Below are 18,533 nucleotides of genomic sequence, written 5' to 3' on the forward strand. Positions count from 1 at the left end.
TAAAACTGCTTACTTTTTTTAATTAAAAAACAATTTAAAAAAATAAATAATCTATGATAACGCTTTAATTCCGGATAAGATGAAGCAAGAAACAAACAGGAGGTTATCACCATGGGAGCAGAACGAAAATTGGAAACGTTTCCTTCAAACGAGCAAAAGCCATCTTTTTTTCAAAAATTAAATAGTATTACTGTAGGACCAGTTCCACTGCCGCTTTATGTGGTGCTGGCTGCTGTGATTTATGCAGCGTCTGTATACAATCAGCTGCCGCCGGACATGATTGGCGGGTTTGCCGTTATTATGATTATGGGTATGCTGATGGGCGACCTTGGAATGAAAATTCCCATTTTAAAAGACATTGGCGGTCCAGCCATTTTAGCACTTCTTGTTCCATCTATTTTAGTTTTCTTTGATTTAATTAACCCTAGCGCAACAGAAGCTGTTACAACGCTTATGAAAACATCGAACTTTTTATATTTATATATTTCGGTGCTTGTTGCCGGAAGTATTCTTGGGATGAACCGCAAAGTATTGATCCAAGGGTTTACACGCATGTTTATCCCGCTTGTATTAGGGACGCTGGCATCTGTTGTGGCAGGCTGCCTTGTCGGCATGTTGTTTGGCTACAGCATTAAGCATACGTTCTTTTACATTGTTGTGCCAATTATTGGCGGCGGTATTGGCGAAGGTATTCTGCCGTTGTCGCTTGCTTACGCGCAAATTTCTGGCGGTGCAGCTGAATCATTTGTTTCTCAAATGATCCCTGCAGCAGTAATCGGAAATATCGTCGCCGTTGTATGTGCCGGCCTTATGATGCGTCTTGGAGAGAAAAAACCTGAATTAACAGGAAACGGTGTCCTTGTTAAATCAAAAGAAGGGGACCAGATCTCCTCAGAAACAACGATTAACAAACCAGTTGATTTCTCGTTAATGGGTGCGGGACTGTTAATTGCCTGCAGTTTCTTTATCTTCGGAAGCTTTGCCCACTTGTTCCTTGGTATTCCGGGACCTGTATTGATGATTGTCGGGGCAACGTTAGTAAAAATCTTTCAGGTTATGCCGGCACGAATGGAACAAGGCGCTTATCACTTGTACAAATTCGTTTCAACAAGCTTAACATGGCCTTTAATGGTCGGTCTTGGCATGCTGTACATTCCGCTTGAGGATGTAGTGAAAATTGTAACACCGGCTTACGTGATCGTATGTGCAGCCGTTGTCATTTCAATGGTTGCAACAGGCTACTTTGTCGGAAAGTTCATGAAAATGCATCCAATTGATGCAGCAATCGTAACAGGCTGCCACAGCGGTCTTGGCGGAACGGGTGACGTCGCGATTCTCTCAGCTTCAAATCGTATGTCACTGATGCCATTCGCGCAGGTAGCAACACGCTTAGGCGGCGCCTCTACGGTTATTTTAGCGACATTGCTAATGAAAATGTTTGGTTAAGAAAAACGCTTGTCTCAATCGAGACAAGCGTTTTTTACTTTTTTCTTCTGTTTTGGCGATCCCGGTGGGCGGCAGCCAGCTCTTCTGCATCACCTTTTAGTAAGAAAAATGAAATCACACCGGAGAAAAGGGCCGCTCCCGCTGAAATAAGCAGGCGGGTATCACGTGCAATCATTGCATAATCCTTGTTTAACATCCAGGTGGCAATGGAAAAAACAATCACCATAACAGGAACGACAAAAACAAATCGCTTCAGCATTCTGGCCGCGTCCTTTCCGCTTTTTTCTTAGTGTAGCATATTCTTTTCCAAAAAGCGGGCCGCGCTGAGCTAATGCAGAGAAAGAAAAGTCCGCCTAAAATTTCGTGACACGAAGTTTTTTGTTATAATAGTGGAACAGAATAAATAGAAATCAGGTGTAAGAACGTGGAAGGAAAAAAAGAGACGCCCTTTTGGTCGATTATTTTTGCGGTTTTCTTCGGCAATTTTTTAGCTGTGATGAATACTTCTACTGTAAATGTAGCTGTCCCGGCGTTTATGAATCAATTTCATGCGGATCTGCCGGCAGCACAATGGACGGTAACAGGATTTATGCTGGCAGCCGGAGCAGTAGCGCCGGCGGCAGGCTGGTTCGGTGCGCGCTTTGGCTTTAAGCGTGTGTATTTGGCTGCACTTATTGGCTTTTTTGTTTGTTCACTGATCAGTGTATTTGCCTGGAGTATTGAAAGCTTGATTGTGCTGCGTATTCTGCAGGGGATATTCAGCGGCATGATTATGCCGTCAACGATGACACTTGTTTATAAAACGATTGAAAGAAAAAAACAGGCATACGGTATCAGCTTATGGAGTTTGTCTGCTGTACTTGCTCCGGCTCTTGGCCCGGTACTGGCCGGCTTTTTTATCGATGCCGCGGGCTGGCCGGCTCTGTTTTATGTAAACCTTCCGATTGCAGCGGCAGCTATCTGGGCAGCTGCGGTATTTATTCCCGGGACTGATGCAGGAGCGAAAATGCCATTTGATCTGCCCGGGCTCCTTTTGTCTTTTATCGGCAGTATTCTTCTTTTAACCGCTTTTGCTGAAGGGGAATCATGGGGGTTCACGAGTGCAAAAACGCTCGGCGTTGCCGGAATCGCACTCGTTTTGCTGTTTTTATTTGTGCGGCGCGAGCTCCGTATCCAGTTTCCACTGCTGAACTTTGAAGTGCTGACGCACCGCCGTTATGCTTACAGTCTTTTGCTTAGTGCCGTTATGTCTATTGGGCTGTACGCAGGGGCATTTCTCGTGCCGATTTTTCTCCAAAGCTCACTTGGATTTGGGGGCCTTGAAACAGGACTGATTATGATGCCCGGTGCGCTTGTGATGGCGCTGTTTACACCGGTAACCGGCAGGCTGTATGACAAAACAGGCCCGGCTCCTCTTATATTATCAGGCCTCGTCATTATGATTATTGGCAGTTATATGATGGGGAATTTGGATATCGAGACAACGATCGCTTATGTCATCATCTGGACATCGGTGCGCTATCTTGGAATCGCTCTTTGTAATATGCCTATCACCAATGCGGGCATGTCCGCCATCCCAGTGGAGATTGCCGGGTATGCCTCTGCACTCAATAACTGGGCACGCCAGTCAATTGCTTCTTTGTCTATCGCTTTGTTTTCAGCTCTGCTTGCTTTTCGTTCTTCGATTTATGCAGGAGAAGGAACAGAGGCTCACGCTTCTTCTGCGATGGCAGCAGGGGATGTGTTTGTATACTCGCTCGTTCCGCTTGTAGTAGCATTGCCGCTGTCGTTTTTGTTAAAAGAAAAACGCGCTTTGGCTGAGAAAAGAGGCTAGTTATTGGAACAGCTGAAAAACGAGAGAGCAGGCTTTTCATCCTTGGCGGGTTGAGATTGTTTATTGAAGATAAAAAACGATCCGGGGCTTCCGGATCGTTTTTTTTATTGGAAATATTGATAATAAACCCGCTTGCTTTCTTCAACAGAAGACACCCCTTGAATCAAAACGCGGCCGTCGCGGAAAGCCGTAACCGTATAAGGTGTTTGCTGAAAAGAAAGCAAAAAGCCATTTTGGTGCGTAATCGTGGTTGTTTGTTTAATATGATCCGCCAGCTTGGCCAGGTTTCGCTTCGTTACATCAGCTGGCCGGATTTGTACCGTGTCGCGTCCGCACAAAACCGCAAACTTGGTTGTCCGCTCGTACGATAAAAACGGGTAAACAGGTTCTGTGCCGCAGGAAGGGCAGTCTTGTTTTTTCATACGCTGCACATCAACCGACGAAAATTGGTTTTTCCATAAATCAAAAGAAAAAATGGTTCCGCGCAGTGCCTCTATGTTTCCTGAAAGCCATTTGAGCGCTTCCGCCGTTTGAACAGACGCAGTCATTTGCACAGCGGGCGAAATAATGCCAGCGGTGTCGCAGGTGGCGCCTGTTCCCGGCATCGTATCCATCAAGCAGTGGAGGCAGGGTGTTTCGCCCGGTACGATAAGCATGGATAAGCCGCCTGATGCTACACAAGCTCCATACACCCAGGGAATGCGCTTTTTTTGGGCGACATCGTTTAAGATAAAACGCACATCAAAATTATCGGTGCCATCCACAATCAAATCGATATGGTATCGAGCTGTGATCTGCTCCAAAAAGGCCGCGTCGACGTCCTGGGTAAGGGCGGTGATGTGAACGTCAGAATTAACTTCAGCCAGTCTTTTTCGCGCTGCTTCTGCTTTAGGCATCCGGTCTACAGCATCTTGCTCGGTGTACAAATTCTGCCGCTGTAAGTTAGAAAAATCTACGTAATCCCGGTCTACAATCGTTACCTGCCCGACACCAGCGCGGACAATCATTTCTGCATTAGCCGCACCAAGAGCCCCAGCGCCAATGATCAGCACATGTTTTGTCCGCAGCGAATCCTGTCCGCTTCGTCCAATGCCTGGAAACAGCACCTGTCTTGAGTACCGGTCCGTCAAAGCACGCTCATTCCTTCAAGCGGGCTTGAAGCGTTCGCATGAAGTTTTTTCGGAATCCGTCCCGCCTGGAATCCGCCCCGTCCGGCAAGCACCGCGTATTTCATTGCTTCGGCCATTTGAACCGGGTCCGCTGCGCCGGAAACCGCTGTGTTAAGCAGTACACCATCCGCCCCAAGCTCCATCGCTTTGGCTGCGTCAGATGGTGTGCCGATGCCAGCATCCACAATAACGGGTACATTCGCCTGCTCGATAATGTAATGAATATTGAGCGGATTGACAATTCCAAGGCCGGTGCCAATAGGGGATGCGCCCGGCATAATCGCATGGCATCCAAGGTCTTCGAGCCGCTTGGCCAGAAGTACGTCATCTGATGTATACGGAAGAACAATAAATCCTTCTTCTAAAAGCATTTCAGATGCACGCAGGGTTTCAACGGGGTCAGGCAGCAACGTTTTGTCGCAGCCAATGACTTCTACTTTAATCATGTCACATAAACCGGATGCTTTCGCGAGCTTGGCGATCCGTACTGCTTCTTCCGCCGTTTTGGCGCCCGCTGTATTTGGCAGAAGGGTATATTTTTTAACGTCAATTTTTTCTAAAAAGTTCGGCTGATTCGGCTCGAAAATGTTCATCCGCCGTACCGCAAACGTTAAAATTTCCGTTTCAGACGCTTCAACCGCCGCTTTTTGTATATCAAAATCAGGGAATTTGCCCGTGCCGAGCAACAGCCGGGATTCAAATGAGTAAGGTCCAATCTTTAACATATTTATCCGCCTCCTACAAATTGTACAATTTCCACACGGTCGCCATTTGCCAGCTTTTGATCGTCCCGCGTTGTTTTATCTAAAATAGACTGATTCAATTCCACAATGGCCAGATCTTTATTTAAACCAAAGTGATCCAGCAGGTCGCGTACCGTTCTTACATTTTCCGGTACATCTACTTCGCGTCCGTTTACAGTCATTTTCATACAGATGCTGCCTCCTTTTGGGGTAAAAAGCGCGCCGGAGAAAACGACGCAAGACGCGCCGCCGTTCTTGAACAGCCGCTCAAATATTTTTCCATTAACAGCCCAGTGGCAGGGCTCAGCAGGATGCCGTTTCGGTAATGCCCGGTGCATATGTATAAGCCGTCAATAAAAGGGTGCGCACCGATAACAGGAAGATGGTCTGCCGCCTGGGGGCGGACTCCGGACCAGGTGCGTTCGATCATGCCCGTATCTAAAACCGGGAGCAGGCGGGCTGCGCGATTTAACAGCGAGCGAATGCCGCCGGCTGTAACAGACGGATCAAACGTATTTGGCGTGGAGGTCGCACCGATCAGCATTTCATTGTTTCTTTTTGGCACGATGTAGCAGCCATCAACTGCAAATACCGTTTTAACAGGCGCTTTTTCTGTCAGCTTCACGGATATACATTCGCCTTTTACAGGAATAACGGGCAGAGAGAAGCCGGTATCTGAAAGAAGAGAAGAACTCCACGCACCCGCTGCGTTAATGACACGATTCGCGTAGACATCACCCGATTTTGTTTGGACTCCGAGAACTTGTCCATCTTTTATTAGCAGCTTTTGAACAGCCGTGTGCTCATAAACGTGAACGCCTGCATTGGCTGCTGAACGAAGCAATGCAAGCGCAAGCAGCGGCGCTTTTACTTGATTGTCTTTTTCTAAATAAATCGCACCGGCTGTATGGCCCGTTAACTGAGGTTCTATTTTGGGAATCTCTTCAGGCTCAAGCCAGGCAACAGTTGGATCTTTTTCCGACAAAAAACGGTATTGAGCTGCTAAAGCGTCCCGATCTTCTTCGGATGCGGCTACTTTTAGCAGGCCGGCTTTTCTGAGCTCAATGTCGACACCGGACTCTTCAAAAAGCTCATCACGCAGGTCGGGGAACAAATCCCTGCTCTCAAGAGCGATTTCCATAAGCGGGTTTTCACACTCAAATTCATTTTGCGCTCCAAGCATACCGCCTGCAGCCATCGACGCTTTCCCAGCAGCGCCCGAATCAAACAGTGCAACTGAATAACCTGCTTTGGCAAGACGGTAGGCAATGGAACAGCCAATGACACCGCCGCCAATTAAAATATACTCATACTTGTTCATATACGGTTTCACACCTTTCTGTTGAAAAAAGCCGAAATCATTGCAACACCGGAAGCACCTGCCTGCCGGACTGCTGGAATATTGCTCTGATCAATTCCGCCAATAGCGATGACCGGAATGGCAACAGACTCGGTTACTTTGCGAAGAGCGTCGAGTCCTCGTCCAGGCAGGTTTTTTTTGGAGTTTGTGGCAAACACATGTCCAAAGTAAAGGTAATCAGCTCCGTCGGCTTCCGCTTTTTGGGCAGAAGAAACAGAATGAACGGACCGGCCGGCAAGCTTGTCAGGATGCTTCTGTTTAAAATGTGTCAGCCGTTCATCATATTCAGAAAAGTGAACGCCTAATACCGGCAGAAAGGGCACCAGATCGGGTGATGAGTGAAGAATCAGTTTTTCGGGCGGCATTCCCCGCTCAATCAAGCCGGTCAGGTGAGTGAAAAGCTGTTGTGCAGACAATCCTTTTTCCCGGATACAAACAGCATTGATTTCTGGAAAAAGAGAAAGCAGCTTTGTTTGTACATGATCCGGCAGGCCGGCTCCATCAGTTACAGCATGAATCAGCTGCCTCACCTCCTAAAACAAAATAAAAAGCGCTGCTTTCTTATAGAAGAAAGCAGCGCTGAATGCATAAAGATGAACGGTTAAAAAGGTTTTCGCCACTTTCCTACGCCAGTATGAACTGGATCAGGTTCCAGGAATCCCAAAGTCACTCACTTTGATCTCAGCCTTTTTAAAAGGCACCTCCAGTGGAAGAATATTCAGTTTTTTTTAGGATAGCACAAATGAAAACAGGTGTCACGATAAATTCGTAAACTAAAAAAGCGGTCTCTTTTTCTTGTCCTTATTTGTCGCAAAGTATGTTTCATAAAGTTTATTTCGGGGGAATAAAATAAAGGCAACAAGAAAAAAGGGGAAGAACACCATGAACACGACAGAAAATGAACAAATGATCTGGATTGAAAAGCTGATGGCTCAAGGGATTTTCAAGTATGGCGACCGCCAGCTTTATGAATTATCAATGGAAGAATTAATGCATTTAAGCGACCAAAGTGAATCAATAGATAATTAAAAACCGTTCAAGCGTTTCCATGCGCTTGAGCGGTTTTGTTTTTCCAGATGCAATAAACACCGGGCTGTTTGTGTTCAGCATAGAAAATAAGAGGGATTGACCCGGCCAGAAGGGAAAGAATAAAGCCAATAACACCGATCCAATTGAAATGTGACCAAAACCAGCCGCCGAATGATCCAACAACACTGGAGCCAAGATAATAAAGAAGTAAGTACATAGAAGACGCTTGTGTTTTGTTAAATCCCGCATATTCTCCTACCCATGTGCTTGCGATCGAATGAGCGGCAAAAAAACCGAACGTAAAAACAGCAATGCCGATAATTTTCATGAAAAGAGAAGGGAAAAGCGTCAATACGGCACCGGATGCCATGATGCCAATCGACCATTTCAGCAAAAGCGGAATTCCATACTTGTCTGCTTTTTTGCCCATATAAACCGCACTGAACGTCCCTGTTAAAAAAACAACAAAAATAAATCCAATCAGCGTCTGGCTAAGCGAATAGGGAGGAGTAATCAGTAAAAAACCAATATAGTTATACAGCGTAACGAAGCTGCCCATTAACAAGAAACCAAGCGAGACAACAGCCAATAAGGGGCGATTATACAAATGAATTCGGTATGTGAATGCCATTTCTTTGAAAGAAGGCTGCTTCTTTACGGAATGGCGCGGGTTTGGCAGTGAAGTTAAAAAGAGAACACTGGCTGACAGCGCCGTCAGTCCAATCAACAGCAAAGCGATTCGCCAGTTGAAGAAATCGGTTAAAAGCCCCGTTAAGATACGTCCCGACATTCCGCCAATGGTTGTGCCGCTAATATAAAGTCCCATAGCCGATCCAACGGCTTTCGGATTGAATTCTTCCGCTACATATGCCATTGCAATAGCCGGTACACCCGCTAAAAAAAGACCGAGCAGTGCCCGGAAAGACAGCAGCGTCCAAAAGTTTGGGCTCAAAGCTGTCAAGATCCCGATGATAGAGGCTGCAAACATCGAAACGGCCATCAGCTTTTTTTTTCCGTAGGCATCAGAAAGCGCGCCTGCTCCGATCATGGAAAGTGCCAAAACACCGGTAGACAGGGACAGAGCGAGACTTGCAGTTGAAGCAGAAACACCAAATTGCTCCGAAAACAGCGGCATAAGCGGCTGTGTGGTATACAGCGTCGCAAAGGTAACGAAGCCTCCTAAAAACAAAGCAAAGCTCGCTTTTTTTTGTTCCACGGTTCCTTTTTCAATAAATGACATGTGCATCCTTCTTTCCTCATCATCCTATGTTTTACTATACGCTTCTGAAAATGATAGTTCCAATTTATAATTAACATAGGAACAATGCGTTTTAGTTATGGAGGGATTCGATGGAATGGCATCAAATTGAAAATGCCGCAGCCGTGGCGCAAACGCGCAACTTTACAAGAGCAGCGAAAAAGCAGGCAATTTCCCAGCCCGCCCTCAGCCGGTCGATCATGAAATTAGAAGAAGAGCTTGGTGCACCTCTTTTTTTGCGCGGACAAAAAGAGGTTCAGCTGACGCAGGCAGGTGTCATTTTTGTTCAGAAAGCGCAGCAGGCTCTTCAACTTATGAAAGAAGCAAAGGAAGGCATTCAAGAAATTGTATCTCCCGATAAAGGCCATATATCGATTGCTTTTTTGCCGACGTTTGGGCCGCACGTGCTGCCAAATTTAATTGCAGAGTACAAGCGGCTCTACCCGAACGTAACTTTTCAGCTTTCTCAGGGAGCAGGAGAAGTCAATATGAAAAAAGTACAGGAAGAAGAAGCAGATTTATGCATTACCGCACCGCCTTATAAACGCCAGGATATCGAGTGGACGGTTGTTCGGGAAGAGCAGTTGTATATAACCGTTCCCGCGAATCATCCATTTGCAAAACGGCCGTATCTTTCATTCCATGAAGCAGCGGCTGAACCTTTCGTTACCTTTAAAAAGGGGTTTGGCCTCCGATTTATGTTTGATGAGATGTGTGAAGAGCTGGGAATCGAGCCGCAGATCACATTTGAAGGAGAGGAGGTTCCGACCATTGCCGGCTTTGTCGCGGCAGGGCTGGGCCTTTGTGTGCTTCCAAAAAAACCGGAAATTGCTCATGAGCCGCTTGTTTTTATCGAGATCAGCGATTATTCTCTTGTTCGAAAAATAGCGATCGGCGTAAAAAAGTGTGGAGCCTTATCACCGGCTGCCCGCCAGTTTAAAACATTTGCAGAAAAATATCTGCAACAAAATCATGGCGGCCAGGTATGAAAAAGAAAAAGACGGGGTAATAAGAAGAAATAGAATGAAACCGTAAATGGAGGGATTAGCTGGTGAACCACACACTCTGGGCAGGCAGTTATGCCAAAAAAGAAGAGCCGGGTATTTACAAAGTAATCGTAGACACGGAGTCGGAAACGCTGACGATCACAAACCGTTTCAGCGGCGTAGAAAATCCGTCTTTCCTGGCAGAAGCAGATAGTTTTTTATATGCAGCGTCTGAATCAATGGATGGAAAAGCGGTTCTTTTTAGTATTGAGCCTGATGATCTCATTTTGAAAGCAGAAGCTGACGCAGGAGAAATGGCTCCCTGCCATATTTATGCAGAAGATACATATGCATGGACAGCGAATTACGGGGGATCTGTAACGAAATACGAACGCAACGGTGATACCCTTCAAAAAACCGCTTTTTCAAAACATGAAGGAAGCGGTCCAAACGAAGAAAGACAGGATGCGCCGCACGTTCATTCGGTTACGCCTTTTCCAGATGGGCGTCACTTGCTTGTCTGCGATCTTGGAACAGATACGCTTGTGGTTTACGACAAACATAAACTGGAGATTATAAAGGAAGTTAAAGCGGCACCCGGAGCAGGGCCGCGCATGGCTTTTTTTCATCCAGAGCAGCCCGTTGTTTATGTGATGAATGAGCTGGATTCTACGGTTTCCGTTTATAAAGTCGGAGATGGGGGCGCCATTACGCATCTCGATACACTTGCCGGGCTGCCGGCCGGTTACAGCGGCGAGCATACAGGAGCGGATGTGCAAATAAGTTCCGACCGCCGATTTTTATATGGGGCCATACGGGGCTGGGATGGGCTGGCGGTTTTTGATATCGGCCCAGACGGCACCTTATCTGAACCGCGTCATGTAAAAGTGGATGGAAAAACGCCGCGCAGTTTTTATGCATTGCCGGATGAGCCTTTTTTAGTGGTGGCTTTCCAAGATTCGGATGAAATCTGCTTGTTTAAAATTCAGCCAAATGGTCTGCCTGTGTTTACAGGGGGAAGAGCCGCTGTCACAAAGCCAGTTTGTGTTATTAAGAGAGGAGAGAGGTAAGATGAATACATCCTTATCAGGTAAAACAGCACTTATCACAGGAGCGGGGTCAGGAATTGGCAGAGCCACCGTGATTAAAATGGCGGAAGCTGGTGCGAACATTATCCTGCTCGACCGCAGCCGGGAAGATTCAGACGAGCTTGTGAGTGAAATCGGCGAAGACCGCGCTTTTCACGTAACAGCTGATGTATCAAAAGCGGATCAGATGGAAAAAGCCATTCGAGAAGGCGCAGAAAGATTTGGCGGAATCGATATTGTTTTTGCCAATGCAGGGCAAAATGGCACTTTTACGCCGCTTGAGCATTTGGAGCCGGACGATTGGAATTCCGTGATGATGACCAATTTAACCGGCACCTTTTTAACATTAAAATACACCATTCCTTACTTGAAAAAGCAGGGCGGCAGCATTATTATCACGTCGTCCATCAACGGGACACGTACGTTTAAAAACTTTGGATTTTCAGCTTACGCGACTACGAAAGCAGGACAGGTGGGTCTTGGTAAAATGGCTGCGGTCGAGCTTGCACAGTTTAAAATCCGTGTTAATGTCGTCTGCCCGGGAGCCATTGATACGAACATTGACGCCAGTACAAACAAAGAAGAAGAAAAACTGAAAGAAATTACGATTCCGATTGAATACCCAGAAGGCAATCAGCCGCTTGCCGGAGGGTCCGGGCAGCCGGAGCAGGTAGCAGACCTTGTTCATTATCTGGCTAGTGACGCGGCCAGTCACGTAACAGGATCTGTTGTGTATGTTGATGGGGTTGAATCGCTTCTGTAAAGGACTTCAGTCATATTTCTATAAAAAAGAAAAACCGGTGCATGCTGGTTTTTCTTTTTTTGTGGTCCTTTTTTACTTATTAGGAATTTTTCTGGAACTTTTTTCTTCTTCCTCCGTATGTAGGGTGAGAACCGATGAAAAGGAGAGAAAAAAATGAAAAAGTGGGCTCAGCTGACCGCAGCGGGTTTTCTGACAATGGGTCTTGCAGCATGTGGACAGACAGCGGAACCAACACCGGAAACAACGAAGGAACAAACAAGTGATATGACGCTTGGCGAAGTCTTCGATAAGTCGATGGAGGTTTCAAACGAAACGAAAAGCTTAAGTGCTAAAGTCGATATGACCCAGCAATTGGAGCAGCCGTCCCAAGATTTAAAAATGAAAACCGATTCTGTCATGGATATGAATATTACGACCGATCCGCTCGCTATTTATCAAAAAGGAACAACGAATATGAATATGGGTGGCACAGAAGAGGGCCAGAAGATGGATATGGAGATGTACATGACAGAGCAGGGCTTTTTTATGAAGGATTCAGCAAGCGGACAGTGGATGAAAATGCCGTCTGAAATGTACGATCAAATTACGCAAATGACCGAGCAGCAGTCCGACCCGTCCCAGCAGCTGAAGCAGCTCGAAGCATTTAAAGATGATTTTACTTTTGAACAGACAGAGGATGCTTACATCCTAAAGCTGTCGGCTTCCGGTGACAAATTTAATAAGCTCATTCAAGACCAAATGAAGCAGTTTGTCCCGCAGCTTGAAGGAGAGGAAGACCAGGCGGCCATTGACGAAATGATGAAAGGCATGAACATTGAAAAAGTGGACTACACGATCAATGTAGACAAAGAAACCTTTCAGACTACAGCGGTTGATATGATCATGGATATGACGATGGAAATGGAAGGAGAGTCCATGAAAGTTAATCAAGTAATGAACGCGGACTACAGCAACTACAACAAAGTAAAAGCGATCACTGTTCCAGAAGATATTGTGAAAAACGCACAGGAAATACAGATGTAAAAGAAACCCGCCCTTAAAGGCGGGTTTTTCTTTTAGGGAAAAGGGAAAAATGAGTAAAAAAGAAAGAAGCGATCGTATGAGAATTCCCGAAGAGCTTGCTGAGCTCGGCAAAAAAAGAATCGAGCCGTATCCGGTCGAAGGATTTGTCTACGGAAGCGGGCCGGAGCACCCAAAGCTTATGCTTGTTGGAGAAGCACCCGGTGAAACCGAAATTGGAAACGGCATTCCGTTCAGCGGCCGGGCAGGAAAAGAGTTAATGAAATTTCTAGAGATGGCAGGGGTTGGCCGGGAAGAGGTGTATATTACAAGTGCCGTACGAAGCCGCCCGTACAAATGGGGTGAAAAAAAGGGGCCGGACGGTGCGACTGTAAAAAGAAAATACAACCGTGCCCCGACCAGCCGTGAAATTCTTGCGCACGCACCGCTGCTTGATTATGAGATTGAGCATGTAAAAGCGCCAATTATTGTCACATTGGGCAACATCGGCTTAAAACGGCTGGTCGGAAATGACAAAAAAGTATCCGATCTTCATGGGGAACTGCTCGTACAGCCAGTACTGCAGCTAAAAGAAGAACAGTTTGAATGGACTAAAAAGAACTATCGTGTTTTCCCCACTTTTCATCCAGCGTCCATCTTTTATAATCGCCGCCTGCTTGAGCTTATTCATGAAGACATGGAAAAGCTTCGCCTGCTACGCCGGGATTTTCCGATGTACGATTAAGCCAATTAACACAAACAGCATCAATGATGAAAGAGCTGCCCGGCTGGCAATGTCGCCATGGTCAGCGAGCAAGAGCGTGATTGTGCCATACATAAGCGGGCCGACAATAGCGGACAGCTTGCCGGAAAAAGCAAACAGCCCAAAAAACTGGCCTCGCTTGTTTTCAGGAGAAAGCTCGATAATCAGCACGCGGGACGTGACCCAAACTGCGCCGAGTGCCACGCCGAATAAGCTGCCTGTTATCCAAAACATCGGCTGATTGATGGCAAAGGTCCCGAGCAAAAGGGCGGCGAACAAAATGATCCCAACGTAAAAAACAGCTTGTCTTGCACCGGCTGACCGCGTAACATAGCCGAAAATAAATGAACCGATGATGCTCGAAATGGTTGAAACAAGGTAAAGTAAAATAAATTCGCCCGATGAAAAACCGACAATGGCTTTTGCATACACGGCCATCATGGCGATGGCAGTGGCAATGGCATCATTGAGGAAGAAGTAAACGATCATAAACAAAAAGATTGGGCGGTAGCTTTTCATATCTTTAAATGTTTCCCACACATCCCGGTAACCGGCGAAAAAAGGCCGTTTTGCCTGCACAGGGCGCGGCGTTTCTTTGTAAAACAGAACAAGCGGCAGAGTGAAAAGTAAAAACAAGCCTGCAGTCGGTAAAAAAGCATCCGCATACGTACCGCCGCTGGCGAACGGATAAACAGCCAGGCCGACAAGTGTACCCATATAACCGATGGCCACTCCGAACCCTGACAGAAGCGGCATCGTTTCTTTTGTACTGATGTCAGGCAGCATCGCATCATAAAAAATTAAGCTGGACTGGTAGAAAAACTTGGCCGCCACAAACAATACAACAACCACCATAAAAGCTGCCGGCAGCCCGTGCCAGTTTCCAAAGTTCTGCGGGGCGGCCAGCCCCATAAGAGCAGTGGACAAAATGGCAGCAAAAGCAAAAAACATGACGCAGCGCTTTTTACGTCCGCTTTGATCAATCCATACACCGAACAAAGGAGAGAAAACAACGAGGAAAAAACTTGAAACAGCATTGGCATAAGACAAGAAGGTACTGGCAATTTGATCAAGCCGTTCGCTTCCGCCCGCGATTTCTTGTACATAAAAAGGGAAGAAAATCGTTGTAATATTCGATGAAAAAATCGTATTAGCGAAATCATATAAAGCCCAGGAAAGAATGGGCATGGTAAAAAACCATTTCCAGCCCCCTTTGTTTCGCATAGAAACACCTCCATAGTAATATAATTCCAATCCGCGTTCTTTCATTCCTGCTCTTTACAATAATTTAACGTTTAAACCAATTAATCTTATAGGTTTTTAAAATCATTTCCGCTATACTGTAATTAAAGCGGGACACTTTTTTCGTTTTACGTTAAAATGAAACGGAATACTCTACATAAAGCGAGGGAAAACAATTGGGAAAAACATTTATTTTTGGCCACAAAAACCCGGATACGGATTCAATCTGCTCAGCAATCGTTTATGCTGACTTGAAAACGAAGCTTGGCTTTGACGTGGAAGCGGTTCGCCTTGGTGATATCAACGATGAAACGGCTTTTGCGTTAAAAACATTTAATGCGGAAGCGCCGCGTTTAATTGAAAAAGCGTCACCAGAAGTAGACTCTGTTATTTTAGTGGACCACAATGAGCGTCAGCAAAGTGTAGATGACATTGATGACGTACATGTTCTTGAAGTTATCGACCACCACCGGATTGCTAACTTTGAAACAACAGATCCGCTTTACTACCGTGCGGAGCCAGTTGGCTGCACCACGACTATCCTAAACAAGCTTTACAAAGAGCATGGTGTGGAAATCGAAAAAGAGATTGCCGGCTTGATGCTGTCAGCGATCATTTCTGATTCTCTTTTGTTTAAATCACCAACATGCACAGAGCAGGATGTAAAAGCTGCGCAGGAACTGGCCCAAATTGCTGGGATAGATGCGAATGAATACGGCCTTAATATGCTGAAAGCGGGCGCGGATTTAAGCGGCAAAACAGCAGAAGAGCTTATCGGTATCGACGCGAAAGTATTCCCGATGGGCAGCAAAAAAGTAGAAATCGCACAAATTAACGCTATTGATCCAGCTGACGTGTTAGCACTGAAAGCGGAGCTTGAGCAAGCTGTAACAGATGCGATCGTAGAAAAAACACTTGATCTATTCCTTGTAGTCATTACGGATATCTTAAACAGCGACTCTGTAGCTATCGCGATTGGTGCAGAAACTTCAGCTGTGGAAGAAGCGTTCAATGTAAAACTTGACGACAACCAGGCGCTTTTAAAAGGCGTTGTATCCCGTAAAAAACAAATCGTTCCTGTATTAACGGAAATTCTTCAAAATCGTTAAGTTCAAATGCCCTTGTTATGCAGGGCGTTAACGAACAGAAAAGCGTCTCTTTTCAAGAGGCGCTTTTTTTGCTTTGGGGAACTTGCTATAATAGAAAGAATAAATATAGGAATAAAGGGGTGAGTGGATGGAACAGCTGCAAGCAGCACCACAAGAACCGAATCGTCAAAGGCAGCATCAAAAAGCAGGGCCGAGGCGCTTATTGAAACGAACATTATTTATTTTTATCGGCGCTATATTAATGGCTATTGGCATTGAAATTTTTCTGGTACCCAACTCGATTATGGACGGTGGTATTGTAGGGATTTCGATTATTTTATCTAGTATAACTGGTGTCAAGATAGGTCTTTTTTTATTTTTACTGAATATTCCGTTCTTTTTCCTCGGCTATAAACAAATCGGCAAAACCTTTGCGCTTTCAACGATTTTTGGGATTACCGTGTTAGCGATTTTCTCCACGTTCCTGCATCCAGTAGCAGCCTTTACAAGCGATATTCTGTTGGCTTCTGTGTTTGGCGGCATTGCGCTTGGAGCGGGAGTAGGAACAGTCATCCGGTATGGGGGCTCTCTCGACGGCACGGAAATTTTAGCGATTTTGATTAACAAGAGGCTGCCATTTTCAGTTGGTGAAATTGTCATGTTTTTTAACGTGTTTATTTTCTTATGGGGCGGCTTCGTATTCGGCTGGGACCGGGCTATGTATTCTGTGCTCGCGTACTTTGTAGCTTTTAAAACAATTGACGTAGTAATTCAAGGGCTGGATGAGTCGAAATCAGCCTGGATTATCTCTGATCAGTACAAAGAAATTGGTGAAGCGATTATCGCCCGCCTTGGTCGCGGTGTTACGTATTTAGATGGAGAAGGTGCTTATACTGGCGAAGACAAAAAAGTCATTTTCTGTGTCATTACCAGGCTTGAAGAAGCGAAATTAAAATCCATTGTAGAAGATTTGGATGAAGGAGCATTTCTTGCAGTGGCAGATATTGCGGAAGTGCGAGGCGGACGCTTTAAGAAAAAAGATATTCACTAAGCCAAAGGCTCGGCCAATGCCGAGGCTTTTTTTATGGAAAAAAATTGTGCTATTATCTTGAATTCGAAATATATATAATGTATAGTAAAGTTACAAAGTTACTTTTGTGAATTAATGGGGGGTATGCAAAATGGCAGTATTAACATTTGACCAGGTACACAGCGGGATTGCGTTTCAAGTAAAACATATGATGGTATCAAAAACAAAAGGTGAATTTACAAGCTTTGATGTGCAAATTGATGGTGATGTCAATCAATTAGAAGCTGCAAAATGGACAGTATCGATTGATACGGCATCAATTGATACAAATAACGCAGATCGGGACAACCACCTTCGTTCAGGTGATTTCTTTAATGCGGAACAGCATCCGGAAATCACATTTATCAGCGATACGATCCAAAAGGTATCCGAAAATGAATACGAGGTAACTGGCCAGCTCACATTAAAAGGTGTTACAAATACAGAGACATTTACCGTTGAATACAACGGAACATCAAAAAGCCCAATGGATGGCAGCACAATTGCCGGTTTTGATGCAGAAGGCAAAATAAACCGTGAGGCATACGGTTTAACATGGAATGCTCCGCTTGAAACAGGTGGCGTTCTTGTAGGAAAAGACGTGAAATTCAGCGCGAATTTTGAATTTGTCGTTGGTGAGTAAAAAAGAAAAAGCATACCTCTCAAACAGGGGTATGCTTTTTCTTTAGCAGTCAGCACCGTTATTACAATTTAGGACTGTTTTCTGAATGTGAAAAAATGTATCGATGTATAAACAGGACTGAACGAAATAGTTGCGGATAAATGATGTTAGACACTGGCTTATAACACCAAACATATGGAAGCCTGGGACAGATAATCCCAAATCGAAATGGCCCGCTTATCGTCATGAATTATTTTTAACCGTTAAAATGCCCTGCTGGTGAATAATTGAACTCTTTCTTGAGTAAAAATAGTTTGTCGTGAAAGGGCCCTCCAAAAAAGTGAAACCTTTAGCGAGAGAATAGCGTATGCATTTATATACTTCGTTATAAAAGGAGCTGGTATATTGTGTTTGGAAAAGTAGCAGCAGACGTATTAGGATTGAGTGATGTCGGAGCGGTTATTAAGCCTGCAGATTATGACAAGGTCGATGCAGACGATTACATTATGCATGAAGACGATGAGAAAATTTATTTTCTGATCAAATCAAAAGCAGATGAATATTGCTTTACCAATCTTGGGCTTGTTCACGTAGATGGAGCGAACGCAGTCAGTAAAAAGCGGCTGCTTCGCCGGTATAACTATGTGGCAAACCGTGTTTCAAATGTGTACCTTGAAACAGCAGGTACTGTCGATCTGGATGTGGAAATCAAGTTTACGCTTGGAACCCAGACGTATTCGATTGATGTGCATAAAAAGCACCTGGAAGAGCTAAAGGATTTATACAAAGCGCTATTGAAAATTGCTGAAATGCAGCAAGAAAACGAAATGAATTTTGGCTATGCGCAGCAAAGCTTAGAAATGTCCGCCAATTCTATTAAAAACATTACAAAAACACAAATTGATTTGGCTGCCGAGTTTGAAAAAGTGAATGTATACGCTTTTGACTGGCTGAAAAAATCGAGTGATACGTACCGGGTAAAAGACTTCGGTGCCGTATTTGAAAAATATATCAACAATTAAAAAATACCCCGCCGGTTACAGGCGGGGTATTTTTTAATACAGGCTGTTGACA

General features: G+C 45.1%; 20 protein-coding genes and 1 riboswitch. Of the genes, 12 read left to right on the plus strand and 8 right to left on the minus strand.

The window, feature by feature from the left end; all coding sequences use genetic code 11:
- Positions 1-111: 111 nt before the first annotated feature.
- Positions 112-1,446, plus strand: a complete 1,335-nt coding sequence (locus M3221_RS18805; protein WP_251273260.1) for a 2-hydroxycarboxylate transporter family protein — start codon at positions 112-114, stop codon at positions 1,444-1,446.
- A 34-nt stretch (positions 1,447-1,480) separates the two neighbouring features.
- Here M3221_RS18805 and M3221_RS18810 read toward each other — a convergent pair whose 3' ends face one another.
- Positions 1,481-1,705, minus strand: coding sequence for a histidine kinase (locus tag M3221_RS18810; RefSeq protein ID WP_251273261.1), 225 nt, complete (start codon positions 1,703-1,705; stop codon positions 1,481-1,483).
- Positions 1,706-1,870: 165 nt separating this feature from the next.
- On the opposite strand from M3221_RS18810, the gene M3221_RS18815 reads away from it, so the two are divergent.
- Positions 1,871-3,280, plus strand: coding sequence for a DHA2 family efflux MFS transporter permease subunit (locus M3221_RS18815; RefSeq protein ID WP_251273262.1), 1,410 nt, complete (start codon positions 1,871-1,873; stop codon positions 3,278-3,280).
- Between the two features lie 104 nt (positions 3,281-3,384).
- Here the strand turns inward: M3221_RS18815 and M3221_RS18820 are convergent, their stop codons facing one another.
- The 5 genes from M3221_RS18820 to M3221_RS18840 are packed head-to-tail and all read right to left on the minus strand — an operon-like array spanning position 3,385 to position 7,082.
- A complete protein-coding gene (locus M3221_RS18820; RefSeq protein WP_251273263.1) occupies positions 3,385-4,410 on the minus strand; it encodes a ThiF family adenylyltransferase in 1,026 nt (341 codons plus the stop codon).
- Positions 4,407-5,174, minus strand: coding sequence for a thiazole synthase (locus M3221_RS18825; protein WP_242235336.1), 768 nt, complete (start codon positions 5,172-5,174; stop codon positions 4,407-4,409). Before M3221_RS18825 ends, M3221_RS18820 begins: the two co-directional genes overlap by 4 nt.
- Before the next feature lie 2 nt (positions 5,175-5,176).
- A complete protein-coding gene (gene thiS, locus M3221_RS18830) occupies positions 5,177-5,380 on the minus strand; it encodes a sulfur carrier protein ThiS (RefSeq protein WP_251273264.1) in 204 nt (67 codons plus the stop codon).
- Positions 5,377-6,513 (minus strand): glycine oxidase ThiO, encoded by a 1,137-nt coding sequence (gene thiO, locus M3221_RS18835; protein ID WP_251273265.1) that lies wholly within the window; start codon positions 6,511-6,513, stop codon positions 5,377-5,379. The genes thiS and thiO overlap by 4 nt, the downstream gene beginning before the upstream one ends.
- An 8-nt stretch (positions 6,514-6,521) precedes the next feature.
- Positions 6,522-7,082 (minus strand): thiamine phosphate synthase, encoded by a 561-nt coding sequence (locus tag M3221_RS18840; protein ID WP_251273266.1) that lies wholly within the window; start codon positions 7,080-7,082, stop codon positions 6,522-6,524.
- A gap of 74 nt (positions 7,083-7,156) precedes the next feature.
- Positions 7,157-7,267: riboswitch (TPP riboswitch) on the minus strand.
- A gap of 167 nt (positions 7,268-7,434) precedes the next feature.
- Between M3221_RS18840 and M3221_RS18845 the strand changes: the two genes are divergently transcribed.
- Positions 7,435-7,581, plus strand: a complete 147-nt coding sequence (locus tag M3221_RS18845) for a Fur-regulated basic protein FbpA (protein WP_251273267.1) — start codon at positions 7,435-7,437, stop codon at positions 7,579-7,581.
- Positions 7,582-7,588: 7 nt separating this feature from the next.
- Here the strand turns inward: M3221_RS18845 and M3221_RS18850 are convergent, their stop codons facing one another.
- Positions 7,589-8,821: an MFS transporter gene (locus tag M3221_RS18850; RefSeq protein WP_251273268.1), complete on the minus strand. Its 1,233-nt coding sequence runs from the start codon at positions 8,819-8,821 to the stop codon at positions 7,589-7,591.
- Positions 8,822-8,931: 110 nt separating this feature from the next.
- On the opposite strand from M3221_RS18850, the gene M3221_RS18855 reads away from it, so the two are divergent.
- The 5 genes from M3221_RS18855 (at position 8,932) to M3221_RS18875 (ending at position 13,420) form a co-directional block, all read left to right on the plus strand.
- The gene (locus M3221_RS18855; RefSeq protein WP_251273269.1) at positions 8,932-9,828 is read left to right on the plus strand and encodes a LysR family transcriptional regulator; all 897 of its coding nucleotides are present in this window, start codon (positions 8,932-8,934) and stop codon (positions 9,826-9,828) included.
- Between the two features lie 62 nt (positions 9,829-9,890).
- Positions 9,891-10,895 carry a lactonase family protein gene (locus M3221_RS18860; RefSeq protein WP_251273270.1) on the plus strand — a complete coding sequence of 335 codons (1,005 nt, stop codon included), beginning with the start codon at positions 9,891-9,893 and terminating at the stop codon, positions 10,893-10,895.
- Between the two features lies 1 nt (position 10,896).
- Positions 10,897-11,676 (plus strand): SDR family oxidoreductase, encoded by a 780-nt coding sequence (locus M3221_RS18865; protein ID WP_251273271.1) that lies wholly within the window; start codon positions 10,897-10,899, stop codon positions 11,674-11,676.
- A 153-nt stretch (positions 11,677-11,829) separates the two neighbouring features.
- Entirely contained in the window at positions 11,830-12,699 is an 870-nt protein-coding gene (locus M3221_RS18870) for a DUF6612 family protein (protein WP_251273272.1), read from the plus strand.
- A 76-nt stretch (positions 12,700-12,775) separates the two neighbouring features.
- Entirely contained in the window at positions 12,776-13,420 is a 645-nt protein-coding gene (locus M3221_RS18875) for a uracil-DNA glycosylase (protein ID WP_251273308.1), read from the plus strand.
- On the opposite strand, the gene M3221_RS18880 is transcribed toward M3221_RS18875, so the two are convergent.
- Positions 13,391-14,662: an MFS transporter gene (locus M3221_RS18880; RefSeq protein WP_251273273.1), complete on the minus strand. Its 1,272-nt coding sequence runs from the start codon at positions 14,660-14,662 to the stop codon at positions 13,391-13,393. The two genes, M3221_RS18875 and M3221_RS18880, sit on opposite strands and share 30 nt — an antisense overlap.
- A gap of 194 nt (positions 14,663-14,856) precedes the next feature.
- On the opposite strand from M3221_RS18880, the gene M3221_RS18885 reads away from it, so the two are divergent.
- From M3221_RS18885 to M3221_RS18900, 4 genes are all read left to right on the plus strand, one after another.
- Positions 14,857-15,789 carry a manganese-dependent inorganic pyrophosphatase gene (locus M3221_RS18885; RefSeq protein ID WP_251273274.1) on the plus strand — a complete coding sequence of 311 codons (933 nt, stop codon included), beginning with the start codon at positions 14,857-14,859 and terminating at the stop codon, positions 15,787-15,789.
- 127 nt (positions 15,790-15,916) lie between these two features.
- Positions 15,917-16,819 (plus strand): YitT family protein, encoded by a 903-nt coding sequence (locus M3221_RS18890; protein WP_251273275.1) that lies wholly within the window; start codon positions 15,917-15,919, stop codon positions 16,817-16,819.
- Positions 16,820-16,949: 130 nt separating this feature from the next.
- Positions 16,950-17,480, plus strand: coding sequence for a YceI family protein (locus M3221_RS18895; protein WP_251273276.1), 531 nt, complete (start codon positions 16,950-16,952; stop codon positions 17,478-17,480).
- 386 nt (positions 17,481-17,866) lie between these two features.
- Complete coding sequence (locus tag M3221_RS18900; protein WP_251273277.1) at positions 17,867-18,481, plus strand: PH domain-containing protein; 615 nt, start codon at positions 17,867-17,869, stop codon at positions 18,479-18,481.
- The last annotated feature ends 52 nt before the right edge of the window (positions 18,482-18,533 follow it).

Origin of the sequence: Domibacillus indicus (assembly GCF_023715895.1) — a bacterium.
GTDB classification, from domain to species: Bacteria; Bacillota; Bacilli; order Bacillales; family Domibacillaceae; genus Domibacillus; species Domibacillus indicus_A.